The sequence below is a fragment of the Streptomyces sp. NPDC093598 genome (assembly GCF_044764825.1).
Classification (GTDB): Bacteria; Actinomycetota; Actinomycetes; order Streptomycetales; family Streptomycetaceae; genus Streptomyces.
This window is the reverse complement of the sequence record NZ_JBIWIV010000012.1, coordinates 1-18,142: the sequence shown is the minus strand read 5'-3', so window position 1 is coordinate 18,142 and position 18,142 is coordinate 1. Positions and strand designations below refer to the sequence as shown.

The following is an 18,142-nucleotide window of genomic DNA, read 5'->3' as shown; positions in this document are numbered from 1 at the left end:
CTGTACCACGGAATGCACGCTCGGCCACCGGTCGCCGCACGGATGTGTCGTGTCATCGACCGCATGCCACGAACGGGCCGGCGGCTTCCGTCCGTGGTCGCCAGGGGCGGCCGGAGGGAAGGAGGAACCCTGGGCGTGGCAGTCACACGACGGGAGGGCGAGTCGGACCCCACGAAACGCGGAGGCGAAAGACTGCGGCGACGGGCCTCCTGGTGATCGGTTCGATTCCCATCCCCGAGCTACCAAGAGGCCCTGCTCATTCAGGCAACCCCGGTCAGGTGAGCCAGCTGCCCGCCGCGCATTCGGAGGCGGTGACCCACCGGTGGGACCTGATGCTGTCGTTCACGACCTTCCCTGACGTGTTGTAGAAGTAGTTGTCCGTGAGGTTGTCGGCCCACAGCTCTCCCGGAGCGAGGCAGACGTAGCCTTTCTGATACTCGTAGTTCTTCTCGGCGTAGAAGGCGACGACGTCCCTGCCTCCGATGAACCCGCTGTTCATCACAGAGGACGCCAGTGTGTGGGCGGGTGTCGTGAACGCGCTGCCATCGTTGTCGCCCCAGAAGCGATCGTCTCCCGGTGTCTTCCCGAGCGGCAGCCCGTTACAGCCCCAGTGCTCCCAAGCCCTCACATTGCCGTCACGCCCTTTCCATTCCTCCTGGCAGAGGTTGTCGTCTGCCGCGGCGGCGGGCGTGGTCGGTGCCGCGAGTCCAAGGGATGCCAGGGCGATGACGATGGCGGCAATGGCTGGTCTGCGCATGTGTACTCCTTGATGTCCGCCTCTGGGTGAGGCATGCGGTTTCACGGATGGGACGTGGAGGTGATGGGCGGTCAGGCCCGTGGGCCGACGATTTTCTTGGCGCGCTCGAGCGCCTGGTGCTGGAGCCGGGTGTAGGTGTCGAGGGCTTCGCCGTAGCGGTCGCGCAGTTGGGCGATGTAGTGGCTCTCGCGCTCCTCGCCGATGGAGCGAAGGCCGGTCTCCCGGGCGCAGGTGGCGTCGGCCACCGCGAGTTCCCGCTCGGCCGTGAAGACCTCGGGCTCAGCAGCCCGTTCGGACCGCGCGACCGCTGACTGGCGGGAGGCACCCGGGTCCTTGTAGACGTAGCCCGCTCGCCTCATACACCGCGACCAGGCTTTCTGCGCCGCCGAGAACGAGCGGTCGGCCAGCACCCGGGGGACGTAGAGCGACCGCAGATGCCCGGCGACCTTCTCCGCGCGGAACCACTCCCGGGGATCCCCGTACAGCTTCTTCTCCGCCTCGGCGACGCAGCCGCCGATCCGCTTGTGCAAGGTAACGCCACCGGGTATCTCGACGGCGATCACCCGCGCGTCGATCCCCTCGTCCAGAGCCTTGTCGTAGGCCTCGCGCCGCTGCTCGGAGAGGCCCTTGCGGTAAGCGAGGTTGGGGTTGGAGGCCCGGGCGGCGGCCTCCTTGGCATGGATGCGGCTGCCGTACCCGTACTTGCGGGCCCAGTCGACATCGTCCAGCACATAGCCGAGCGTGCGGCTTTCCTCCAGGCTGTGCCGCTCGGCCTCCCAGAACGCGAAACCCTGTCGTCTCATGCACGTGCCGATCAACCGTTGCTGTGCGTCCGAGATCCGCAACTGCTCGGCATCGGTCAGTTGCCGGGCTCCTCCGGCCGACGGAGGCCCCGTTCTCGTCGGAGTGTTCTGGGCGCTGCCACAGCCGGTGATGACGGCCGACACAAGGAGCAGGCTGATCACGGCCTTGCGCATGACGTCCTCTCGCGTTGGGTTGAGCGGGATGCTGTGCGGGCCAGGGCCGCTACCGGCCGCCCTCGAGAATCGGAGATGCCGCGTTTGCTGCCGCCGGAGCGAGTCCGACGAGCGAAGCGGCCACGCTCGGTGTGGCGGCCGTACGGGTGCACAGCGACATGACGCTCCTTGCGGTGGACTGGCAGGGGGTGTGCTTGCGCCTCACAAGGCTAGAAGGGTGCCGACCGTGCCGGTCCTGACAGATGTCAGGTGTCGGACTCAGAAGCCATCCGCTTTCGCGGGGGCGACGACCGTGCGGCTGTCTTGTGGGCCGACCCTCGACGGGGGACTCCGATGACGTGTCATCCCCCGTCGCGGCGGGTGGCCTGCTCGGTCACGGCGTGCGCCAGGGCCATGATGGTGATCTGAGGGTTCACACCGGGGGACGACGGAAGCAGGCACGCGTCGGCGACGAGTATTCCTTCCGTACCGCGCAGTCTTCCATCGGGGCGCACCGGGGAACGTCGGTCATCTGCTCCGAGGGCAGCGGTTCCTGTGGGGTGGAATGCCGAAAGGTGGAGGCGGCGGTGACCGATGCGTCGGACGACATCGTCGAGAGCGTCCGGCGAGGCGACCGCGGGGTGTGCCGGTATACCGGTGAGGACTTCGCGGGCGCCTGCGGCGAAGAGGATGCGGCCCATGTGGGTGATGGACCGGAGGAGGCGGCGACCGTCGTCTGCGTGAAGGGTGTAGGTGGCGACGGGCCGGTGCATTCCGCGTACGCGTCCGGAGGAGCGGTCCGAGACCATCGCACCGAGGAGGCCGAGGTTTCCGGCGTCGTTCAGCTCGCGCTTCAGTTCCCTGCCGAGGTGCGGGAGGACGAAGGAGGTCATGCCGGGCGGTGCCGCGGTCGCCTCGATGAGGATTCCGTCGTGATGCCATTCGTCGACGCCGACGCTCTGCAGGACGTTGGGGCCGGCGCCTGGACCGGTGACGGGTTCCGCGAAGCGTCCGGCGACGCTGACGGCCGGGTGGATGGCCAGGTTGCGGCCCAGCCGGGGGTGACCCGCCAGCCGTGAGCGCCTCAGCAGAGCCGGAGTGTGAAGGGCTCCCGCCGCTACGACGACGAGGCCGGTGCTGATGGTGAAGGTCGTGCCATCCGGACGCACCGCCTCTACCGCGATGGCGCGGCGGGCGCCCGCATGGTGTGCGGTGACGATGTGGGTGGCGCGAGCGCGGGTGACGATGCGGGCTCCCGCGGCGCACGCCGCGGGCAGCACGGACAGGTGCACTGCCTGCTTGGCGCCGCTCGGGCAGCCGGCGATGCATTCGCAACATCCCCCGCAGTCCGTGGCATTACGACGCAGGGGAGCGGCGGACCAGCCCAGGCGTTCGGAGCCGAGAAGAGCCAGTCCGCCGTTGCGGCCGAGGACGGACGGATCGGGTATGCCCACGCCGAGGAGGTTCTCCACGTGGTCGATGTGACGGGCGAAGCCGGTAGGGTCCGCCAGTTCGACACCATGAGTGCGATGCCACCGCTTCAGCACGTGATGGGGTGTGCGGAAGCATGTGCCCGAGTTGACCAGTGTGGTGCCGCCGACGGCCCGGCCGAGCGGCAGCAGCACGGGCGGCAGGCCCCAGGCGAGGGTGGCGCCACCGTCACGGTAGGCGTCGGCGAATCGGTCCAAGGGCGGACGCGAGGCGAGTTCCTGAGTCGAGAAGTGCCGTCCTTCCTCCAGAACCACGACCGAACGTCCGGAGGAGGCCAGGGTCAGCGCTGCCACGGCTCCTCCGGCGCCGGAACCGATCACCACGGCGTCGACGCGGTGTGCGTCAGGCCAGTCGGATGACGGGCAGATGTCCAGCGGAGGATCGGTCCGGACGAAGGGCCGGACGGGTCGGGAGCTGTGGCGGCTTGCCCCCGCGGCCAGCAACAACGGGATCTTCGCGTTGTCCATCAGGACCTCGAAACCGGGCAGCCGGGTCAGCCGCTGGAGAAGGCGGGCCCTGGTGTCCGGTGGCAGACGGTGGGCACGCCGCCCCGTGGTGAGCATGGAGAATCCGTCGAGTGCCATGTCCGCCGCGTGCAGGCCCGTACGGACGTGCGGTGGCAGGGACGACATGAAGCGGAGCAGGCGTTCCCGCACCTGACGCTCCCACTCCGGGCTGTGGGCGTCCTCGCCGACGTCCAGCAGCACCGCTGACAGTGCCCGGCCACGATCCGCCGTCATCGCAGCCCCACCTCCGCGTGTGCGGTTCCCCGCACATCCCAGACCTGCTCAGGCTTCCAGCGGCCGCCGCGCCGCTGCTCCAGGCAGACGTGGACGTCGGCCCGCTCGCTGTTGTGACAGGTGGCCCTGCTGCCGTCCGGGTCCGTATAGCCGACAGCGGTCCGGCTCTCCTCGGGCAGGTGCACGCGCACCGTGATACGGCGCCCTCCCGCGTGACCCTGCACGGTCCAGGTCGGCAACTGGGGCCTTCCCCGGAACCGTCCGACACCCATCACGCCCAGCGGGCTGCGCCAGTCGCCTCGCGGCCAGTCCCGTCCCGCTCTGCGCAGCCGTAGGAAAACCAGCGGCGGAAGATGCCGTAGCAGGGGCAGGCCGGAGACGGCCGTCACCACCTCCAGAACGGTGTCGTCGTCCAAGTCGGCGTGCAGCCAGGCCCAGTGGTGGGCGTTGCCGCGACCCGCGATGCGGGCGCTCGCACCCAGTGCGTCGGCCAGGGGGAGCAACCGCCCCTCGAGGTGCACGGAGCCGGAGTAACGTGCCTGTGCCTGGGGGACGGCGTGGACGGCGGGCAGCACCCGGCGCTTCCAGGTCAGCCGGGGGAAGGTGTGGAGGGGTGCGGAGTCCGCGGTCACCTTGAGGTCCCAGGCCAACTGTTCCGTTCTCCCCCGCAGTTCGTGCGCGGTGGCGATGGCGGACGGGGAGTGGAAGCCCGGGAGCTTCACAGGGACGCTGTCGCCGGCCGACGAGGACGTGCCCTCCGGCAGGGAGTGCGGGCCGAAGCGGTCGATGACGGGAGGCGTGTCCGGCTGGTACACGGCAGCCCAACCATGGGTGTAGGGAGTGCCGTTCACCGGGCGTACCAGCTCGTGGTGGAGCCAGTACCCGGTGCCGGTGTCCGGGTCGGTGAAGGTGCTGTACCAGACGTTCAGGCGGTCCTGGCGAGCGGCAGTGAGGGTCTCGGCGCAATCGGTGGGTGCGGGAAGGCGCCAACTCGCCGCAAAAGACGGCAAGGTGCGCAGGCGGAACCGCAAGAGGCCTTCGCCGCCGACGGAAGAGGAGGAGCTCTCCTGGTCGGCTTCTTCCTCTGCCGGTCGCAGGCGGATCGGCAGGATTGTCATGGAACGCAGCGGACTGCGCCAGGTCGGGGACTTGTGACCCTCCAGGATGTACTCGTGCCCGTCCAGGGCCGTGAAGCGCACGTGGTAGTCGATCCGGCCCTGTGACAGCGGGGCGATGAGCATGCTGCCGGAGGCGCGGAGGTCATCGGCCCATCCGCCGATGCGAACGCGGCCCAGGACGGCGGCAGTTGTGGAGCCGAAAAGGCGGATCGCGCTGGAAGCGTCGACCCGGAGGTCGAGCGTCACGGGTCGGCTTCCGCCCCCGGCTGTGTCGAGCCGCAGCGTTCCCTTCATGGTTTCCGCGAAGCGCGCTCCCCGGCCTGCTGCCATGTAGGCACCCTTCCTCTCCCGATCGTCCGGGTCATCCGCCGCGTGAGGCAGCCGCAGGCAAAGACCGCGGAGGTCACGATGAGCCGCGCGAGTCACTGGATCGGTGGCTCAGTGGCTCATCCACTTACGGCAGAGAACCAGCCCACTCCCCATAGGTCAAGCCCTCGACCTCGTCCGCGGCGCTGGTGATGTCCGGTGGCGCAGGCTCACTTCCGTCGCCTGTGCTTCACGAGGTCCGCGGTCATCTCCTCCGCGGTCAACTGGAGATAGTCCTCCGCGGCGCGCCCGGCTTCCTCCACTTTGCCGCTCGCCACGGGTTCCACCACCTGCCGGATGCGGTCCGCGGCGACCGTCGGGTCTGTGAAGGGGGTGCTCATGACGTGACGGACCGGCAGGTACGCGTTGAGCAGGGTGTTGGTGAGCAGCAGGTACACGCGGTTGCCGGTGGTGCGGGCCAGTTCCCGGTGCACCTCGGCCTCCGCGAGCTGTGCGTCGGCCGAGTCCGGTGCCTTGCCCACCGCGTCGACTGCGGCTCGAAGCCGAGTGCCCTGCGCGGCGCCGCACTGTGAGGCGGCCTTGCGTGCGATCAGCCCGCCGATCGCCCGGCGGGCCTCGAACACGTCGGACAGCCACCGGCCGTCCTGCCCCACCAGCAGCGGGAGGAGATCGACGCCTCCGGACCTGAGGAAGTCCAGCACACGCGTGCCCACGCCGTGCCGGGTGCGGAGCAGGCCTGCCTGCTCCAGCCGGGACAGGGCGTGCTTCAGGGTGGTACGGGTGACGCCGTAGGAGGCGGCGAGTTCACGCTCCGGCGGGAGCAGGGAGCCGGGCTGGTGTGTACCGTCCAGGATGTTCGTGCGCAGGCGCTCTTCCAGTACGTCGACGACGGACTGGCGGACGATCGCTTCGGCTGGCATGGCCGCACTCCTTCGGTTCGGTCCGCGCTCCCGCCGGGGCAAGTCAGGGACCGCATGTCGAATCTTCGCAGGCAGTGGACCAGCGCGGACTTCCCGCCGTCAAGCGGCGACCGGCCGAGCCGGTCTCGCCTGAGTCTTCAGACGCCGAATGCCAGAGCGCATACCCGGGAGTGGTAGTCCGTCCCACGGGGCGAGGAACCCTCCAAGGTCATGTGCGTCGCCTCACTGGAAAAATCGCGCATGTGGCAGTCGCATGGGCATACATCTTTCCGTCGTCGATTCCGTTGAGCCGGGCCTCGGCGGTCGCCAAGGAGCGGCCGAGGTGGATCACCTGGGCGGTGGCGCGCAGCGTTCCCGTAACCGGCATGACGGGTCTGATCATATTCACGTTGAGTTGTGCCGTGCTGTAGGCCAGGCCGGCCGGAAGCTGGGTGAGAACGGCGGAGCCGAGTGCCGAGTCCAGCAGAGTGGCGGCGAATCCACCGTGCACCGTGCCCATCGGGTTGCGGAGATGCTCTCCGGTCTTCCCTTCGAATACGGCCTTTCCGAATTCCACCGCGACGAGATCGAAGCCGAGAGTCGCCGAGATGGGGGCTCTCGGGCTGCGTCCGTCGATGATGGAGAGAAGGTGGTCGAGGCCGCTCACGCCCTTGTCGTCGAGATCACCGTTGGCGTCGCGAGTGCTGTTGTCGTCGCTCATGCCTTCACACTAGGTCGACAGCGCACAGGGACCAGTACAGATTCCGTACTGCCACCCGGTACCCTCGTGCCATGGCCGGTTACCAGCAGTTCTGCCCGATCGCCCGTGCTCTCGACGTCCTCGGGGAACGGTGGACCCTGCTGGTCGTGCGGGAGCTGATGGTGGGGGAGCGGCACTTCAACGGTATCCAGCGCGGCATCCCCCGCATTTCCAGAACGATGCTCTCGGCGCGGCTCAAGAGGCTCGAATCGGCGGGTCTCGTGGAGCGAATGGACGGGGAATACCGGCTGACGAAGGCGGGGGAGAACCTTGCTCCCGTGCTGCGGGAACTCGGACACTGGGCCCTGGAATCCGATCCGCGTGGGTTGCGAAAAGAAGACCTCAGCCCGGAGTTTCTGACCTGGGACATGCACCGTCGCGTCGTCCCCGAGCGCCTTCCCGTGAATCCCACCATGGTCGAGCTGCGATTCCGGGGAACTCGGACCAGCTCCTGTTTCCTTCTGGTGAAGCGCCCCCAGGTGCAGCTGTGCGCGGAGGACGGCGGATTCGACATCGCTCTGTATGTGGATGCCGACCTGGAGGCGCTCACGAGGTTCTGGCTCGGTGAAACCGCATGGGACAGCCTCTTGCGGTCCGGGCTGGTGACACTCACCGGCCCGGCCGAACTCAGGCGGGAATTCCCGACCTGGTTCTCCGGCCACCTGCTCCGGCCCCGGGTGTGAGCACCGGCGCCTGGCCACGGCAGCGGCACCGGTGCCCCACGCGGCGCCTGACCGTCCGCCGACCCGCGCTCCCGGCCACACGGCTCCGCCCACCCCGCCTCGGCTTCGGCCCAGTGCCGTCGCAGTCGCGGGGGACGTCCGCGAGCAGTTGGTGACGATGGAATCCCCGATTTGAGTAGTGACCCTCCCTGGTCGGATCCTCGCCGCCCTCGGAGACTGTCCGGGACCAAATGATCGATCACGAACTCAGCGGCCGAGCAACGGGGGTGGGTCGTATGGATACGCCGACGGCGGCGCAGGGCCGAAACCGTAGTGGCCCGCCGAAGTGGGGCACGCACGGACGTCGAGAGCCGGCGTGTGGCCGTCCCCGCTCGACGCCGTAGGACCGCTGGGCCGGCGACGGTCGTACCGCCCGGCTCGGGGGCGGCCGATGCTCCGGCCTCCGAGGGGCGGAACGCGGACGTGCCAATCCTCGCGCGCGCCGTCCGGCTCACGCGGTGCCATGCCTCCCACATCGGCGCGGCCGAGTGCCCGACGCGCCGTCGTGCACGACGGCGTGCCGCCCGCGGCGCCGGGGTACGTAGTGATCCGCACTTGAGGAAGTTCATGAGGCCTCTACCGTTCTCCCCTCACCCAGTCCCACCCGGCACCGCCCCCCAGCTGGCCTTCGAGCCCGTGTTCGTCGGCAGGGTCGGGGAGTTGGAACGAATTCGCCATGCGCTGACGTCGGCGCGGGGCGCACGCGGCGTCCTCGTCGCAGGGCCGCCCGGCATCGGCAAGACGCGACTGCTTCGCGAAGCCGCGGCCCTCGCGCCCCGACGACGGCTGATCAGCCTCAACTGCCGTGCCGACGTCAGCGCGCCCGCACTCGTGGACGGCGCACCGACCACCTCTGGCATGGCCCACATGCTGGCCGAGCCGACCCGCGGTGCCGCCCGGAACCGGTCACGCACCTGGCAGATCAGCGTCGATGACGCCGATCTCATGGATCCGGCCCTCCTGCCGCTGCTCAACGAGGCCGCCCGCCACCCGGACGTGAAGCTGCTCGTCTCGGTGACCACCGACGGCAAGGCCCTGCCCGCCGGAATCCGCGCCCTGTGGAGCGATCACGCATTGGTGCGGATGGATCTTCAGCCCCTCGAGGCCACGGACGTGAAGCAGTTGACAGCCTCGCTGCTGAGCGGCGGCCTGGGGCAGATGAGCGCGTCCCGGCTGGCCAGGATGTGCGAAGGCAACCCACGGCTGCTGCTCGAGGTCGCCCGCGCGGCCGTCGAGCGACGGATGCTCAAGCGGGTCGACGGGTGCTGGCACTTCACCGACGATCGGTTGCCCCTGCCGACATCGGTGCTCGAGATCATCGACCCGTACCTGAGCGCCCTCGACCCGGACGACCGGGAGATTCTGGAACTCGTCGCCCTGGCTGGTGAGCCGCGCCTCAGCCACGTCGAGAGGTTCTGTGACGCACGCCGGCTGGAGCGACTCGAACAGCGCGACCTGCTGCGCACAGTGGACGACGCGGCAGAGGGATCGTTCCGGCCCCGGGTACGGATCACCCGCCCGCTGATCCGGCATGCCCTGTCGTGCGGCCTGCCCCTCTTGCGCCGGCGCAGGCTGCTGAGGGAATGGATGGCCGCCGCAGGGCAGTCCGCTTCGATCGAGCACGACGACTGCGTTCGGCTGGCCGAATGGCATGTGGAGGCTCTGGTGAGGCCGCCACGGCCGCTATTGGACCGGGCGGTCGAGCAGAGTCTGCGAGAGCAGTCCCTGCCGAGCGCCGTACGCCTCACCAAGAGTGCCTGGCAGCACTATCCGAGTGCGTCGACAGCCGACGCCCATGCACGGGCACTGACCGCCGCCGCGGACTTCTCCGGACTCGCCTCGTTCGTCACGGTGGTGCGCAGCAGGGGTCCCGAGTACGCCGACGCGCTGCAAGCGGCCGAGGCACGAGGGCTGCTCCTGCAAGCCCGGTACGCAGAGCTCGACAGCGTTCTGCCGCGCCTTCCGCAGGAAGAACAGGCGTACTTCCGCACGGTGGCGCAGTACTTCCGGGGCAGGTTCGCCCGGGCGTACGCGGCAGCCGAGGAGTTGCGCCGGACCGGACCCGAGGCGCACGCCCTGGAAGCAGGGCTGATCATGATGGGCTCGCTGTGCCACATGGGCCTGCCCGAGCGGGCGTTGTCCCTGTACCGCACTCTGCGCGGGGACCTGGACCGGGCCCCTGGCGGGCCCACCCGGTTCCACGCCGACTCGCTGGAGGAACTGCACGCCTCCGCCCTGCACTACTGCGGCCGGTTCGACGAGGCCGAGGGGATCTACTGGCGCGAGTACACCGAGGCGCTGGAGAAGCACCACATCCGGGTCGACGCGCAACGAGGTCTGGCTCTCGGCCATCTCCTGCACGACCGCGGCATCATCGAGGGGGCGGTGAAGTGCGCGACGTTCACCTCCAGTTACCAGGTGGGCTGGCGGCAATGGCAGGTGAAGGCGGGCATCCATGCCGCGCTGGCGAGGGGCGCGCTGCCGGTCGACCAGCGGCCGGCCGACGTTCTGCCCGAGGGACTGAGCATGGATGAGGCCGGTCATTGCGCGATGTTCCTGGCGGTGGTGAGAGCGCGGCGACACCATGAGCGCGGGGACACAGGGGCGGCCGCCGACGCCCTGCACGACGCGGTGGCGACGGCGATGGCCGACTCGGCCCACGCCGACGTGGTGATCGGCCTGCACGAGTGTGCACGGCTCTGTCTGCCCGTTCCCCAGGTCGCGCGCGCGGATCTGCATCTGGAGGGAGCCTTCCTGCGGGCGCGCGCGGACTACGCGTGGGCCCATGAGACCCGGGAGCCCAAACGGATGGGCAGGGTCGCCCGGGCGTTCGCCGAGATGGGCGCGTTCCTGTTCGCCGCCGAGGCGTATGCCGAGCAGGCGCGGCTGTACCAGCGACGCGGGGGAGTGAAGGCATCCGCCGCTGCGACCGCCCAGGCCCGGGAGCTGCTGCGCCGCTGCGGTCCGGTGGACACCCCGCCGTTGCGCTTCCTCGGCAGGCCGGCGCTGCTCTCGGACCGGGAACAGACGATCGCCGGGCTCGCGGCCCGCGGCCTTCAGGACAAGGAGATAGCCGAGCGACTGTGCCTGTCGGTACGCACCGTCGGCAACACGCTGTACCGCGTCTACCGCAAGGTCGGGGCCGCCAACCGCCGGGAGCTCCAACTGCTCATGGCCCCCTCCGGCAGCTGACCCCGACCGGCGGCCGCCCGATCCGTCCACTCGGCCCGGCGGCCTCGACGCACTATCGTGCCGGGATGGTCCGAGGGCCAGGCCCCCGGCCAGGGTCGGCCATACAGACATGGCCATACGGATACGGACCAGACACCTACCGAGGACGTCATCGACGTGCAGGAAGACGATGAGCACGACCAACGACGGCGCACCGACACGGCGCCGCCCCTGGCCGCTGCTCGGTCGTGATCAGGAGGTGGAGCTCGCGGGCCGCGCCCTGCGGGATCCGCGCTCTCACGGTGTCCTGGTGACCGGGCCGTTCGGTACCGGGAGGAGTCGCCTGGCGCAGGAGTGCTGGCGCGCGGCGGGCCGTCGCGGCCATCCGCGCCTGCACGCGGCGGCCACCCCCGCCGCCCGGTCGGTCCCGCTCGGTGCCCTGGCTCCCCTGCTCCGCCGGGGCCCGGACGGCGCGCCCGGCCTGCTGCGGGACGAGGGGCCGGCGAACCGTCCCCGGCCCGTTCTGTTTCTGGACGACGTCCATCACCTGGACCGTGCCTCCGCCCGACTGGTCGCCGAGTCGATGAGTGACGGCCGCTTGCTGGTCGTGGCCACCACCGACCCTCACGGCCGGCTGCCCTGGGAGGAACACGCACTGGTCTCCGTACGACTGGAAGCCTTGCCGACGGCCGTGATGGAGCAGTTGCTGCGGCACGCGCTGGGCGGCGCGGTGGAGCGCCGCACCGTCCGCCTTCTCCACCGGGCCACCGGTGGTCGGCCACGTGAGCTGGAGGAGGTGCTGGACAGCGCCGTGCGAGACGGTGTGTTGACGTGGGACGGAACGATGTGGCGGCTGACGGGGCCGCTCACCGTCCCTGCGGGCCTGCGCGCCCTGACGGAGAGCCGTCTGCGCCCTCTCGACCCGTGCGACCGGGAGTTCTTGGAGCGTGTGGCCGTGTGCGGGCGCCTGGCCTGTGCCACAGCGCGGCAGACGGGCGCGGAAAGACTCATCCGGGACGGATGGGTGCGTGCGCTGACCGAGGGGCCTCACCCTGTGCTGGAACTGACCGGTGACTTGCATCGAGAGGTGCTGGTTTCCGCCCTTCCGTCTCAGCGGGTGCGCCGGATCCTGCGCGAGGAGCTGGCCCGTGGCCCGGCCCCCGGGTCCGGCCCCGGCGACCTGCTCGACCGCGCGAGGTGGCGCCTGGCCGCGGCGGAGCCGTTCGACCCGCAGGACCTGGAAGACGCGGTCCGCGCGGCCCGGTCGGTCCCCGACCACGGCATCGCCCTACAGCTCACCCGGGAGCTTGAACGCCGGCGGCCAGGGCCCCCGAGCCTGCTGGCCCTCGCCGACCAGCTGATCGAGAGCGGCTGCCCGCACGAGGCCCGAGCCGTATTGACGCGCGTGTCGCAGGAGGCCACTTCCCCCGACGAGGCAGCCAGGGCCGCCGTGCTCCGGGCGCAGCACCTCGCAGGTGAGCTGAGGGGTGAGGACGCGCTGTCGGTCATCGCCACGGCACGGAACGATGGCGCCGAGGCCCGCGCGACGGCACTGCTCGACGCGGCCGAAGCGGCGCTGCGCAGCCTGCTCGGCGACATGAGAGGAGCCGCGCAGACGCTGACGGGCGCCCCTGGCGAAACGGTCGGCCCGTGCGGGGAGCTGTGGCGGTCGGCCAGGATCCGCTGCCTGACCGAATCGGGCCGGACGAAGGAAGCCGTACGTCTCGCCCGGCACACCGAGCAGGGCGGGACGGCGCCCGAGGCGGATCTCTCCACCCGGGGTCTGCTGGCCGGCGCCGAGGCGCGTGCCCTGGCCGAGGCCGGATCACTGCTGGAAGCCGAGCAGCTCGCCCAGCGCGGCTACGACCGGGCCGTGGACGCTCACGCGCTGAGGTCCCTGACCTGGTCGGCGGAGCAACTGGGCTGGTTCCACTACCTCCAGGGCCGGCTCGACGAGTCCAGGATCTGGTACGCCAGTGCGCTCGCCCACGGCCGAGAGGCTGGACTTCGCTCCGGTGTGTACGCGGGCCTGTGCGGACTCGCCCTCATCGCGGCCGTGTGCGCAGATGTCGGCGCTGCCCGGCACTGGCGGGAGCAGGCCCGGTCCCTGGGCTCCGGTGAAGGGTGGCAGCCGGAGGCTGTGCTCGCGGGCGCCTGGCTGGCGGCGGTCACCGGCCGGACCGACGAGGCCCGGCAGCGGTTGCGTCGGGCCGCCGACGACGCGGCTCGGCGAGGCCTGCACACGGCGCAGACCCTGCTGTGGTGCGATGTGGCGCGGCTGGGGGACGCCGAGGCGGCGACCGAGCCGCTGTCCCACCTGGCGGTTCGCTCGGACAGCGCGTTGACGGCCGCCCGCGCCGACTTCGCCCGGTCCCTCGCATCCGCCGACCCCGAACGGCTGGAGGCGTGCGCCGCCGCCCTCGACACTCTGGGAGCCCGGCTTCTCGCGGCGGAAGCCTGGAACGCCACCGCGGCCGCCCACATCCGGGCCGGCGCCGAACCGGCCGCTCGCGCGGCCATGCACCGTGCCATGCGGCTGACGTGCCAAGGCGCCGCACCCCGGACCCCGGGCCTGGTGGCACCCGACGTGCGCCGTCGGCTCACCGCCCGTGAGACGGAGGTCGCGCTGGCCGGAGCGAGCGGCCTCAGCGTCGAGGAGACCGCTCGTGGGCTGTCCCTCGCGGTCCGCACCGTCATCAACCACCTGCGCAGAATCCGCTCGAAACTCGGCGTCAAGGACGCCGGCGAGATGCGCACCGCTCTGTTCCCCAGCCGTCACCGCTCGCGCCCTGACCGGGTCGGCTGACGCAACGAGTCAGGGAAGCGTCCGGGCGCTCGCGGCCCGACCGGGCCCGTCCCGCCAGTCGGCCGCCGCGAGTTCGCGGCGTGAGGACACCCCGAGCTTCTGATAGGCCCGGTGCAGATGGTTGTCCACCGTGCGCACCGACAGCACCAGCCGCGCGGCGATCTCCTGACTGGTCAGTCCCTCCGCCGCCAGACGCGCCACATCCCGCTCCCGTCGTGTCAGCGGACGCGCCTCGACCGGCTGCGGAGACGGCGCGCTGACGCGTTCGGTCCGGCAGCGGTCGAGCAACCGCCGGGACAGCACGGCGGCAGAGGCGGCCGCCTTCCGGTCGCCCGATCCCGCCGCGCGCACCGACGCCTCGCGAGCCGCCTCGGCCCCGGCCATGTCGACGCCCAGCCGCCCCAGCTGTTCGGCCGTCTCCCGCAGCGCGCGGTGTCCGGAGCCGGCGAGCCCGGCCGCCAGATCCGCCCTGGCCGCAGTCAGCCGGCTGTCACCGGCCGCCGCCAGTTCCGCCAGCCGCACCCGAACCCGGACGGCGGCGCCGAGCCGCGCCGCGTCGGCCAGGAGCCAGCCCTCGTGCACGGCCATACCGGTCTCCCGCGCCCGCTCGGCCGCCGCGAGCAGCATCCGCACCGCTTCGCGCGGCGTGCCGCGTGCCGCGCTCGACCAGGCGAGCGCGAGTTGCCGCATGAAGGACGTCGCCTGCTGCCGCTCGACGTCGATTCCGTCCAGCGAGGCGAGGGCCTTGTCAGCCGCCGCAGGGCGCCCCGCCTGGGCGTGGACCGCGGCCAGACCGGCCCCGGCGAACGCCGCCGCCCGTCTGAAGCCCTGGGCGCGAGCCAGCCCCAGAGCCTCCGTGAACCACTCCTGCGCGGTCGTGAGGTGCCCGGCGATCAGCTCGCAGCGACCGAGATGGGCCGCGAGCCATATCTGCGGCGTCAGGGCCTGTACGGCGACGGCCCCCTCGAAGGCCTCACGGCCCACGGCACGCGCCTCCTCGCCACGCCCGGCGTCCGTCAGCGCCGCGACACGGTAGATCGCCGGGCCGCTGGCGTGGGACGAGGCACATCCCGGATGCTGCTCGCGTTCGGCCGCCGTCAACTCCTCGTGCACCGCGCGCGCGAGCTCCGCGGACTCCTCCGTGCGCCCCACGTAGCACAGAGCCAGCGAGCGCTGCAGCTGCGCCCACATCCGCAACCGCGGTACGGCGATGTCGTCCGCGTCCCACAGCAGGCGCAGCGCGTCCGGCACCCGGCCCGCGTAAAGCCGATAGGCGGCCTCATTGATGCGCAGCACGCGCCGTCCCACCGCATCGAGCCGCGCGGCGGCTCGGCTGTTGACCTCGAAGGTCCGCCGGGCGTCACCGAGCCCCCAGTACAGATTCTGGGTGCGTTCCATCACCACGGTCACCAAGTCCTCGTCCCGCTCTGCCAGTTCCTCGGCGCTGCGCAGACATTCCTCCGCCGCCACGGAGTCACCGGTGTGGTGGTGGGCCTCGCCCCGCAGCAGCCAGACATCGAGGTCCGCCTCCTGCCGAGGAACACCGGCCAGCAGTTTCACCACGGTGGGGTAATCGCGAACGTGGCGGGCGATGCGCGCAGCGGAGAGCAAGGTGCCGAGGCCGACGGGCAGACCGGCGGCCAGCCGCCACGAGGCCAGACGCAGCGCGTCCTCGCGCCGGCGCGGGCCCAGCGCGGCCAGCCGGTCCGCCTGCTGCCGGAACAGCTCACGGCGCCTGGCGGAAGGGATGCCCCGCCGCACCACCTCCCCGAACAAGGGGTGGTCCACCGAGCAGACCGTGCGGCGCCCGTCGACCCGCACGCGCACCAGCCCCAGCTCCTCCAGCGCCTCGACGTCCTCCTGCCGGCCGGGTTCACCGGCCACCGCGTCCAGCGGGAGCGGGCCGCACAGCGACAGCAGTTCCAGCACGTGGCGCCCGCGCTCACCGACCCGGTCGAGACGGCTCCGCACGACCGCGGTCAGCCGCGCCGACTCCGGCAACGAACCGGTGAGCCGCCACAACCCGTCCTCCCGTACCAGCCGTCCCGCGGCGACGGCCTCGGTGACCAGCTCCCGCAGCAGCAGCGGCATGCCCCTCGACCGGTCGGCCAGGCACCGCAACGTCACATGGTCGACCGGGCCCCCAAGAGTGCAGCGGACCACCTCGGCGGTCTCGGCGACGCTGAAGGGCGACAACTTAAGACGACGCGTGCCCGGGGCGGGCGCGAAGGAGTCCACGACATCCGACGCGGGGGCGGGAGTACGGACCGTGCCCAGCAGGAACACCGCACCCGTACGCAACAGATGCCCGAGGAGCACGGCGGACGCGTTGTCCAGCAGCGGAAGGTCGTCCACCCAGATCACCGCGCGTCGCGACCGGCCGGAGCCGCTCGGCGGAGCGAACGCCTCGACCGCCGTCCGAAAGAGCCGCACCGGATCGGTGACCGGGGCGTCGGACGGCAGCAGATGCCCCAGCGCCCCCAGCGGCAGCGCGGAGTGCGCCTCGGTGGCGACCGCCCGGTCGACGCGGTGACCGGCATGTTCGGCCTGGCGCAGGCACTCCTCGGCGAGGCGGGACTTGCCGACGCCCGCGGGCCCGGTGAGCAGCAGTGCCAGGACATGGTCGTCGTCGAGGTGGGACCGGAACGAGGCGACCTCCCTGTCCCGGCACGCGAACGGCCACCGGTGACGCAGGTCGGCACCACCGGCGAGTACGGCGCTCCCCTGAGCGCCCCACTCGTCCGGGCCTGCCGCCGACTGCCGCCGCCGGTACTTCACATCGCTGTTCAGTGGATGAGCCACTGAGGCAATCAACCACTACGGGAGCGGAGAATCAAGACAGTAGTCGTCGGTGCAGTGAGCCTGGGGGGCAGACACCGGACAGGCCGGCAGCGTTACGGAAGTAGTGCCTACTCTATCGACGCCCGTTTACCGCGGGATCCTTCTCGCACGGACCCCGGGTCCGGAGCGAGGAACCACCAATCCTTCCCCGACCCGTAGCGGTCCATGCCGCTGCCTTGTGAGCCGGTTTGGCCGGCGAGGCGTCGACACCGGACAGCGGCTCCGGGATGGGGAGAGGAACTGCGGTGCAGCAATCAGTGACGAACGAGCTCCGGACGGACACCCGCGCCGAGGCCGGTCGGCCCCCGTCCTTCGCCCAGGAGCGCATGTGGTTCCTCGACCGGCTGGCGGGCGGACAGAGCACCGCCTACGTGTCCACCCCGATGTGGTGGGTGCGCGGCCCCCTCGACCGAGCACGCTTCGAGCAGGCGCTCGCACGGCTGGTGGCCCGGCACGAAACGCTGCGGAGCCGCTTCACCGACCTCGACGGCGCACCCCGCGTCCTCGTCGCCGACCATGTCGACATCCCCGTCGACTGGCGTGACACACCCGGCACCGAGCAGGTGGACCAGGAGGCCCGCGCCGAGGCCGACAAACCCTTCGACCTGAGCCGGGGCCCGCTGCTCCGGATCGTCGTGTGGCGGCTCGCCGACCACGAGCACGTCCTGCTGGCAGCGATGCACCACATCATCTCCGACGCCTGGTCGGCAGGACTGTTCGTCCGGGAACTGGGCGTCCTCTACGACGGCGAAACCCTGCCGGAACTCACCTGCACCTACACGCGGTTCGCGGCGGAGCAACGACAAGAACTGGACGGCGACGCGCTGCGCGCGGACCTCGCCTTCTGGCGTGAGCGGTTGGGTGGTCTGCCGGTGTTGGAGTTGCCGGTGGATCGTGCGCGTCCGGTGCGGCCGTCGTGGGCGGGGGCGACGTATGCCTTCGATCTGGAGCCGGAGTTGGTGGCCGGCTTGGAGCGGTTGGGGCGTGAGCACGGGGCGACGTTGTACATGACGTTGCTGGCGGCGTTCGAGGTGCTGATCGGTGCGTGGAGTGGTCAGTCCGACTTCGGGGTGGGTACGCCGGTGGCGGGTCGGGGCCGGCCGGAGGTGGAGAACCTGGTCGGATTGTTCGTGAACACGCTGGTGGTGCGGGCGGATCTGTCGGGTGATCCGACGTTCACGGAACTGCTCGCCCGCGTCCGCGACCACACCCTCGACGCCCTGGACCACCAGCACGTGCCGTACGAGCGGGTCGTACGCGAGCTCCGGCCCGAACGTCCGGACACCGACTCACTGATCGACACCTGGTTCGCCATGCAGAACGTCCCCGACGCCGGTGACGACACCGGAACCCTGCACTTCACCGACTTCGACACCGACCGCCCCCGAGCCCTGTTCTCCCTCTCCCTGTTCGCCCAGCCCCGGCGCGACGGCGGCATGGCGATGACGTTCGTCTACGCGACGGATGTGTTCGATGAGGTGTCGGTGGGGCGGTTGGTGGGGCGGTGTCGTGCGTTGTTGGCGGCGGTGGTGGCTTCGCCGGGTGTGCGGGTGG

11 protein-coding genes are annotated in these 18,142 nt (G+C 70.9%); 4 read left to right on the top strand and 7 right to left on the bottom strand.

All coding sequences use genetic code 11. The features are described 5' to 3' along the window. Window positions 1–274: 274 nt before the first annotated feature. The 6 genes from ACIRDU_RS28215 to ACIRDU_RS28190 all read right to left on the bottom strand — a co-directional run bounded on the left by ACIRDU_RS28215 (window position 275) and on the right by ACIRDU_RS28190 (window position 7,009). Complete coding sequence (locus tag ACIRDU_RS28215) at window positions 275–757, bottom strand: hypothetical protein (protein ID WP_403584279.1); 483 nt, start codon at window positions 755–757, stop codon at window positions 275–277. 71 nt (window positions 758–828) lie between these two features. Continuing rightward, on the bottom strand, window positions 829–1,560 hold the full coding sequence (locus ACIRDU_RS28210) for a hypothetical protein (RefSeq protein WP_403584276.1): 732 nt from the start codon (window positions 1,558–1,560) through the stop codon (window positions 829–831). A gap of 515 nt (window positions 1,561–2,075) precedes the next feature. Continuing rightward, a complete protein-coding gene (locus ACIRDU_RS28205) occupies window positions 2,076–3,944 on the bottom strand; it encodes a GMC family oxidoreductase N-terminal domain-containing protein (protein ID WP_403584274.1) in 1,869 nt (622 codons plus the stop codon). Further along, on the bottom strand, window positions 3,941–5,308 hold the full coding sequence (locus ACIRDU_RS28200) for a hypothetical protein (RefSeq protein ID WP_403584272.1): 1,368 nt from the start codon (window positions 5,306–5,308) through the stop codon (window positions 3,941–3,943). Before ACIRDU_RS28200 ends, ACIRDU_RS28205 begins: the two co-directional genes overlap by 4 nt. Before the next feature lie 290 nt (window positions 5,309–5,598). Further along, a complete protein-coding gene (locus tag ACIRDU_RS28195; RefSeq protein WP_403584269.1) occupies window positions 5,599–6,309 on the bottom strand; it encodes a FadR/GntR family transcriptional regulator in 711 nt (236 codons plus the stop codon). A 208-nt stretch (window positions 6,310–6,517) separates the two neighbouring features. After that, entirely contained in the window at window positions 6,518–7,009 is a 492-nt protein-coding gene (locus ACIRDU_RS28190) for a PaaI family thioesterase (RefSeq protein WP_403584267.1), read from the bottom strand. Between the two features lie 71 nt (window positions 7,010–7,080). Here ACIRDU_RS28190 and ACIRDU_RS28185 point away from each other — a divergent pair, with 71 nt between their 5' ends. The 3 genes from ACIRDU_RS28185 to ACIRDU_RS28175 all read left to right on the top strand — a co-directional run bounded on the left by ACIRDU_RS28185 (window position 7,081) and on the right by ACIRDU_RS28175 (window position 13,747). Beyond that, window positions 7,081–7,731, top strand: a complete 651-nt coding sequence (locus ACIRDU_RS28185; RefSeq protein WP_403584264.1) for a winged helix-turn-helix transcriptional regulator — start codon at window positions 7,081–7,083, stop codon at window positions 7,729–7,731. A 606-nt stretch (window positions 7,732–8,337) separates the two neighbouring features. Next, a complete protein-coding gene (locus ACIRDU_RS28180) occupies window positions 8,338–10,962 on the top strand; it encodes a LuxR C-terminal-related transcriptional regulator (RefSeq protein WP_403584262.1) in 2,625 nt (874 codons plus the stop codon). A gap of 169 nt (window positions 10,963–11,131) precedes the next feature. Then, window positions 11,132–13,747: a LuxR C-terminal-related transcriptional regulator gene (locus ACIRDU_RS28175; RefSeq protein ID WP_403584259.1), complete on the top strand. Its 2,616-nt coding sequence runs from the start codon at window positions 11,132–11,134 to the stop codon at window positions 13,745–13,747. A gap of 9 nt (window positions 13,748–13,756) precedes the next feature. Here the strand turns inward: ACIRDU_RS28175 and ACIRDU_RS28170 are convergent, their stop codons facing one another. Continuing rightward, window positions 13,757–16,549 carry a LuxR C-terminal-related transcriptional regulator gene (locus ACIRDU_RS28170; protein ID WP_403584256.1) on the bottom strand — a complete coding sequence of 931 codons (2,793 nt, stop codon included), beginning with the start codon at window positions 16,547–16,549 and terminating at the stop codon, window positions 13,757–13,759. Window positions 16,550–16,845: 296 nt separating this feature from the next. On the opposite strand from ACIRDU_RS28170, the gene ACIRDU_RS28165 reads away from it, so the two are divergent. Beyond that, window positions 16,846–18,142: condensation domain-containing protein (locus ACIRDU_RS28165; RefSeq protein ID WP_403584253.1), on the top strand; the 1,297-nt coding region annotated here is incomplete at its 3' end.